The 6,791-nt window shown below is 58.1% G+C and carries 7 protein-coding genes; 1 reads left to right on the forward strand and 6 read right to left on the reverse strand.

Translation table 11 applies throughout. From position 1 onward, the window contains the following. From AACS18_RS08740 to AACS18_RS08750, 3 genes are all read right to left on the reverse strand, one after another. On the reverse strand, nt 1–626 hold a 626-nt coding region (locus tag AACS18_RS08740), incomplete at its 3' end, for an SDR family oxidoreductase (protein ID WP_108614140.1). Between the two features lie 133 nt (nt 627–759). Beyond that, on the reverse strand, nt 760–1,614 hold the full coding sequence (locus AACS18_RS08745) for a DnaA ATPase domain-containing protein (RefSeq protein WP_005341142.1): 855 nt from the start codon (nt 1,612–1,614) through the stop codon (nt 760–762). 71 nt (nt 1,615–1,685) lie between these two features. Next, complete coding sequence (locus tag AACS18_RS08750) at nt 1,686–2,384, reverse strand: DnaT-like ssDNA-binding domain-containing protein (protein WP_108614136.1); 699 nt, start codon at nt 2,382–2,384, stop codon at nt 1,686–1,688. A gap of 239 nt (nt 2,385–2,623) precedes the next feature. On the opposite strand from AACS18_RS08750, the gene AACS18_RS08755 reads away from it, so the two are divergent. After that, nucleotides 2,624–3,595: a response regulator gene (locus tag AACS18_RS08755; RefSeq protein ID WP_108614137.1), complete on the forward strand. Its 972-nt coding sequence runs from the start codon at nt 2,624–2,626 to the stop codon at nt 3,593–3,595. A 74-nt stretch (nt 3,596–3,669) separates the two neighbouring features. Here the strand turns inward: AACS18_RS08755 and AACS18_RS08760 are convergent, their stop codons facing one another. From AACS18_RS08760 to AACS18_RS08770, 3 genes are all read right to left on the reverse strand, one after another. Beyond that, nucleotides 3,670–5,067, reverse strand: coding sequence for a peptide MFS transporter (locus AACS18_RS08760; RefSeq protein WP_021231963.1), 1,398 nt, complete (start codon nt 5,065–5,067; stop codon nt 3,670–3,672). A gap of 213 nt (nt 5,068–5,280) precedes the next feature. Then, nucleotides 5,281–6,192 (reverse strand): UTP--glucose-1-phosphate uridylyltransferase GalU, encoded by a 912-nt coding sequence (gene galU, locus AACS18_RS08765; protein WP_005339121.1) that lies wholly within the window; start codon nt 6,190–6,192, stop codon nt 5,281–5,283. A gap of 96 nt (nt 6,193–6,288) precedes the next feature. Further along, entirely contained in the window at nt 6,289–6,609 is a 321-nt protein-coding gene (locus AACS18_RS08770; protein ID WP_108614138.1) for a ComEA family DNA-binding protein, read from the reverse strand. Between the last annotated feature and the right edge of the window lie 182 nt (nt 6,610–6,791).

The raw sequence follows: 6,791 nt of genomic DNA on the forward strand, positions 1-6,791 counted from the left end.
TGGAGTTCGGGATCGCCGATGGCGTAGATCTGCCCCACCGCCGCATCATCCGCCAGCAGGCGCAGCCCTTGGGTGGCCACATCGGCGCGGCGTACCAGTCCGTGTACCTCCTTGCCCTGACTGAGCTCGGCGCGGCCGGTGGCGTCGCCATCCTGCAGGCCCGCCGGGCGCAGAATGGTCCATGCGAGGGCGCTGGTCTGCAGCCAGCTCTCCGCCAGACTCTTGAGACGTACCTCGTGACCGAAGGCGGCGCGGGCCCGCTCCGGCAGATACTGCCAGCAGTCGCCACAGCCGAGGGAGGTGACTAGCAGCAGCCGTTTCAGGCCTGCCTGCTCCATGGCATCGATTACATGGCGGTTGCCCTGATAGTCCACCGGCGCGGCTTGACGGAAGCTGCCGAGGGTAGAGACGACCTGTGCATCTTGCCCCGCACGGGCACATGCCTGCTGCACCGCAGCCGGATCCAGCGCATCCCCCTCGATCACCTCAACTCCCAGCGTCTCCAGTTCCGTAGCCATCTCGGGGCTGCGTACCAGCGCAACGACCCGGTGACCCTGGCTCAGGGCGTGATGAGTAAAGGCGCGGCCCAGCCCGCGGCTGGCTCCGAAAATCAGTGTGGTTGGCATAGATGAGCTCCCTTGGCAAAAGGGGCTAGCCTAGTGGCTTGTTCGTCTGCTGTAAATGAGAGTTGTTTCTATTTGTGAGCTGGCAGGGAGGAGAGAGTGCGAGCCGTCAGCGACTCGCACTCTTTGAGATGCATCAGCCGTTGTAGTTGCCGATGCTGGGGCGACGGCTGGGGCCGCTCAGGTGGATATCCACCGGATTGAACGCCTTGATCGCCTCATAGCTGAAATCACCGATCGCCTGATGCAGGGTCTGTGGTGTGTGGTTGGTGATGATGATGACGCTCTTTGACAGGTTGCGACGGCGGCGCAGCAGGTGGCCGAGGAAGCTGGACTGGCTCTCCGCCATTTTGGCGCGGTTGGCCGATACCTCGTCGATGATCAGCAGATCCACCTCTTCCAGTGCGCGGCGGTACTGGTTGCGCTCATCCTGGTCGGGGATCACGTTGAAGAACAGCCGATCGACGATGGAGGCCCACTGCTGGAAGATCACCGATTTCTGGTGACGGGCGATCAGCTCATGCGCCACCGCTCCCGCCAGCGTTGACTTGCCGGTGCCGTAGTCGCCGTAGATCAGCATGCAGCCGCCACCGCTCTTCTCCCAGTGCTCGAAGCCGCTGATAAAGTAACGGGCTGTTTCGATGGGGTATTGCAGCGCCGGGTCACCGGCATCCATCTTGTCAAATACCCAGTCAGGGTTGAGGTCGGCCTGGGCGATCAGCTTCTGGATCCGCTCCTGACGGGCCGCCTTCTGCAGCTCGCGCACCTCGGCGTTGGCCTTGGCGTCGTACTCCTTGCGCAGGGTCTCGTAGTCATACTGGCCGCCACCGGTCTCTTGTTGCAGGCGACGAATGCGCTCCAGCAGGCCACCCACATGGCGGCTCAATTCCGGGTCGTGAATGCGGTGATCCTGCTTGGCCTTGGCGATCTTCTGGCGCTTGGCTTCGATCTCTTCCAGCTCCTGGCGCAGGGGATCTTGCGGGTCAGTCATGGAATGCTCCTTCTGCTCGATCAGGGATGGGTAGACAAGGGGTTGATTCTGCCTGCAGGCGGGGGCCGCTATCAATCATTATCCGGCTCCTGCTGCGCTGCGGGTTCTTGCGTCTGCTGTTGGGCCAGTCGCTTGGCCTCTTCAATCATCTGTTGGGCCCGTTTGCTGGGGCCCGACTCTGCCGGGGCCGGCGTCACCTGCTGGTAGCCCTGCACCTCCATCGGTTTGCGACGGGTATAGCGGCGGGTCTTGAGGGCGCGAATGAACTTGAGCATCCATTGATGCTGGGAGTCGAACACCTCGGGGCGCCCCAGCCAGTAGGCGATAAACTCCCCCAGATCTTCTTCGCTATAGCTGGCATCGATCACCCCGCACAGACGGGCGAGGGCGGGCAGCTCTTCGTCCGGTCGCCATTGCAGGTGCATCTGGAAGGGGCGCTCCGGCAGCGGGCTGCGCAATTTCTGGGTCAGCAGCGGCAACTGGAACGGGCACTGATGATAGTGCTCACTCTCCGGTTGAGCTTCGACTTGCAGCAGGCCCGCCTCCATCAGTTCATCGAACAGCTCGGTGAGCTGGCGGGCATTGACCTGAAACGAGAAGCCGCAGGGATCGCCCGGATCGACCACCGCCAGTGCCCGACCCAGCTCGGGATAGTTGAGCCGGGAAACCTGATTTTCCAGCACCAGTCGGCGCAGCTGCAGGGTATAGAGACTGCGAGCCGGATGGGACAATCTTGGGTGGGCAAGGGCACTGTATTCGGCTGGAGTCATGGTCTTCTTTATGCGCTTGTGTGGTGGCCATTATCCCCTATGGCAGGGGCTTGCACAATTCGCATGGAGGTAGCGACATTGTGGGGAGAGGTTGTGCTGCTATGTGGTTGTTAATAGAGCAATCTGTCGCTCAGAACCTGACCAAGGTCTATTTTTGACGCATCGTTTCCGCGGATACCTCACTTTTGAACTAGTCTTAATACCTAAATAACCAATTGACTAATAAGAGCTTTATCAAGATGTTAAGAGCCGGGCTACGGATCCTGGTGGTGGAGGACGAAGCCGTTTTTCGCCACTCGCTAGTGAGTTACCTCGCACGGGACGGGGCAACGGTGTTTCAGGCCGAAGATGGTATTGAGGGGCTATCGGCGGCGGCCCTCTACCATCCCGATGTGGTGCTCTGCGATCTCAATATGCCCAATATGGATGGCCACGAGGTGATCGCCTGCCTCTCTGCGCGCTATCCCCATATTCCTGTTATCGTCATTTCGGCCCAGAGCACCATGGAGGCGGTCGCCAGCGCCTTGCGTGCCGGTGCGCGGGACTATCTGATCAAACCCCTTGAGGATTACGCGCTGGTAGAGCGCAGCATTGAACAGTGTCTCAACGGCAGCGTCAACCGGGCGCCGCAACTGGAACTGATGGATCACATCGACTATTTCAGTGCCCACGACAAGGCGGCCAGCCGCCTGCTGGCGGGGCTCAAGCCGCCGGGCTTGCAGGAGTGGGGCCCCTGGCAGGTCACGTTCAAGGGGCTGGGGCAGTTGTTTATTCCCGATACCTTCAAGGTGGAAGACAAGTTGCTGGTGCTGGTGATGGAACTGCCGATCATGGGGACGGATGCGGCATTTTGTGGGGCACTGGTGCGATCCTTGATGAACGTCCCCTACCGCCAGTTTCAGCAGAACGAGAGCCGGTTGCTGAGCCAGCCGCACCGGTTGCTCGACTACCTCAACCATCAGTTGATGGCGTCCGGGCTTCGTCACTCTTTTGCCATGGCGGCGCTACTGTTTGATCAGCATGATGGGTTGGTGTTTGCCAACGCAGGGCTCACCTCTCCCCACTGGCTGATGCGCTCTGGCGGCCTGCCCCTTGGTCTGATGCGCAGCAGCCACTACGCCCTGCACAAACGCAGCTGGCATGAACCGTTCGCCCTGCAGTTTCGCAGCGACAGCGGCGGCTCGCTGGATGTGCAGGTTCGTCATCACTGATGCCGCCTGATAAACAGGCTAAAACAAACAGGGCGCCGATGGGCGCCCTGTTTGTTGTTTACAATCCTGACTGTTTAGACGGTGGCGGATTGCAGTTTCTTCTCTTGAGCTTGCGGCTCTTTGGCCGGGCCTTCGGCACCGTGCATCCAGTAAACCAGGCGGTTGGCCATGGTCAGCAGGATCAGGGCGCTCAGTACCGCCGCCAGGGCGATGCCACCGAAGATGGCGATCGGGCCTGCTTCACCCACGAAGGAGCCGATAAAGCCCGCAGCGTAGTTGGCCAGGGCAACGAAGCCAAACCAGGCACCCATCATCAGGGAAGCCAGACGCAGCGGAGCCAGTTTGGTCACCATGGAGAGGCCAATCGGGGAGAGGCAGAGCTCGCCCAGGGTGTGGAACAGGTAAGCACCTACTAGCCAGAACATGGAGGTCTTGACGGTGTTGTCACCACCCTGCTGCAGCACGGCACCGACCATGAACAGGAAGCCGATAGCCAGGAACAGCAGACCCATGGCGAATTTCACCGGAGAGTTCGGCTCTTTCTTGCCGAGCTTGATCCAGATGGCCGCAACGACCGGTGCCAGAGTGATGATGAAGAAGGGGTTCAGGGACTGGAACCAGGCGGTCGGCACTTCGAAGCTGCCGATCATGCGGTCGGTATACTCCTGGGTGTAGAGGTTCATCAGACCACCGGCCTGCTCGAAACCGGCCCAGAAGATGATGGTGAACAGACCCAGTACCAGGATAACCTTGATGCGATCCACTTCCTGCTTGGTCAGCGGTGCTTTCTGCTCGGTAGTACGCAGGGCGGCTGCGCGCTGGGCGGCAGTGACGCGACCGATGTCACCCAGGAAACGCTGGGCCATGGTGGCCTGGATCACCAGAGAGAGCAGCATACCGATACCGGCGCCGACGAAGGCAGCTTGCCAGCCGTAGGCCGTAGCTGCAGCACCACAGATCACACCTGCCAGCAGGGAACCCAGGTTGATACCCATGTAGAAGATGGTGAAAGCACCATCACGGCGGTGATCGCCCTCTTCATAGAGGTCACCCACCATGGTGGAGATGTTCGGTTTGAACAGGCCATTACCCACGATCAGCAGCGCGAGGCCCGCGTAGAACATGGTGTTGACCATATCCGGGAACATGGCGTGGGGCAGTGCCAGAGTGAACTGACCTGCGGCCATCAGCACGGCACCGATCAGGATGGCACGACGTTGACCCAGGAAGGTGTCAGCCAGCCAGCCGCCGATCAGCGGAGTGATATAAACCAGACCGGTATAGATACCGTAGAGTTTGAGGGCATCTGCCTGACTCCAGCCCAGACCGCCGTTGGCAGTCAGGTCGGTCAGATAGAGCACCAGTACGGCACGCATGCCGTAATAGGAGAATCTCTCCCACAGTTCGGTACTAAAGAGCAAAAAAAGCCCTTTAGGGTGACCTAAAAAGGTCCCTTTTGACGGGTTATTCATTGGAACTTCCACCTGTGTCTTATATTTTTTTGAGTTTTTTATGCAAGGGCGAGAAACACGCCTCAATCCTTATAGAGCATGTGTGAATAAATTACAACATTATGATTTGCTGAGAGTTTATTTACTCTTGATTGATTTTTTGTTGCAAAAATGAAAAGGGAGCATCATTTGATGCCCCTTGAATACCTCTATAAAAAACAGATTTATCAGCGATTACAACTGCTTGACGAACTGCTTCAGCCAGCCGATGAATTCACCATTCAGCTCGTGATGGCGCACACCATATTCCACATTGGCTTTCATGTAGCCCAGCTTGCTGCCGCAATCGTGGCTCTTGCCCTTCATGAAGTAGGCGTTGACTTGCTCCTGCTCCATCAGCATGGCGATGGCGTCAGTCAGCTGGATCTCGTCACCGGCACCGGCCGGTGTCTTCTCCAGCAGCGGCCAGATATTGGAGGAGAGGACGTAACGACCCACCACCGCCAGATTGGAGGGGGCTTCGTCACGGGGCGGCTTCTCGACAATGGCCTGCATCGGCAGGGACATCCCCTCGCTCAGGGCCTCGCCCTTGATGTCGGCGATGCCGTACTTGTCCACTTCGCTCTCGGGAACCGCCTCCACCATGATCTGGCTGATCTGGTTCTCTTCGAACATGTGCACCATCTCGGCCAGGTTGTCTTTTTTCGGGTCGCTGGCCACTTCATCAATCAGTACATCAGGCAGCAGCACGGCAAACGGGTTGTCACCGATCAGCGGGCGGGCGCAGAGCACCGCGTGGCCCAGCCCTTTGGCCTCACCCTGACGGACGTGCATGATAGTGACGTCTTTCGGGCAGATCTGTTGTACCTCTTCCAGCAGCTGACGCTTGACTCGCTTCTCGAGGGTCGCTTCCAGTTCGAAACTCTTGTCGAAGTGGTTTTCGATGGAGTTTTTGCTCGAGTGGGTGACCAGTACGATCTCTTTGATACCGGCGGCGATGGCTTCGCGCACTACGTACTGGATCAGCGGTTTGTCGACCACCGGCAGCATCTCTTTCGGGATGGCCTTGGTGGCTGGCAGCATACGGGTACCCAGACCGGCTACCGGGAGCACGGCCTTGCGAACTGTCAGAGGAGTCTTTTTCATGGAAAACTATCCAGCGGGATTAAAGTGCGGCCATGATACTCCAAGAAAAATGGGGCAGCCACAGGCTACCCCATTCGTATATGCAGAGCTCGGACGTTATTTGACGATGATCATGTCACGGTTGGCTTCCAGCGTTGCCGGGCCAATGCCATTGACATCTGCCAGCTGATCGACCGAGGTGAACTTTCCCTGTTTTTCCCGATAGTCGACGATGGCTTGTGCCTTCTTGTCGCCAATCCCTTTCAGGCTGGTGAGTTCGGCAAGGGTGGCCGTATTGATATCCACTTTGCCGCTCTCCTGCTTGGCTGCAACCGTGGTGGCCTGCTTGGGCACGACCTTGTCTGCGGCCTGTGAGGGTTGGGTGAACAACGGGAGGGCTGACAGCAACATGATGATGGGCAGGCTGTTTTTACGCATTTCACACTTCCTTGTGGTGGGAGATTCGTATGGATGATTAACCAGATTTGGAAGATGTGACGGCTGTCATTTTTTACAGGTATTGAGTGCGGATTGCTTTGCTATAAGAGATGGTCGTTTTCGACTAACTATAAGATATATAAAGACTTTTATTGTCATATCCAAAATGGAAGGTATTGTGT

This window comes from Aeromonas sp. HMWF015, from assembly GCF_963878965.1.
In the GTDB taxonomy this organism is placed as follows: Bacteria; Pseudomonadota; Gammaproteobacteria; order Enterobacterales; family Aeromonadaceae; genus Aeromonas; species Aeromonas veronii.

Bases quoted from the DNA above. Each gene is read 5' to 3' on its own strand.
- AACS18_RS08745 (WP_005341142.1), bottom strand. From the start codon at position 1,614: ATGACTGACCCGCAAGATCCCCTGCGCCAGGAGCTGGAAGAGATCGAA.
- AACS18_RS08750 (WP_108614136.1), bottom strand. From the start codon at position 2,384: ATGACTCCAGCCGAATACAGTGCCCTTGCCCACCCAAGATTGTCCCAT.
- AACS18_RS08755 (WP_108614137.1), top strand. From the start codon at position 2,624: ATGTTAAGAGCCGGGCTACGGATCCTGGTGGTGGAGGACGAAGCCGTT.
- AACS18_RS08760 (WP_021231963.1), bottom strand. From the start codon at position 5,067: ATGAATAACCCGTCAAAAGGGACCTTTTTAGGTCACCCTAAAGGGCTT.
- galU (WP_005339121.1), bottom strand. From the start codon at position 6,192: ATGAAAAAGACTCCTCTGACAGTTCGCAAGGCCGTGCTCCCGGTAGCC.
- AACS18_RS08770 (WP_108614138.1), bottom strand. From the start codon at position 6,609: ATGCGTAAAAACAGCCTGCCCATCATCATGTTGCTGTCAGCCCTCCCG.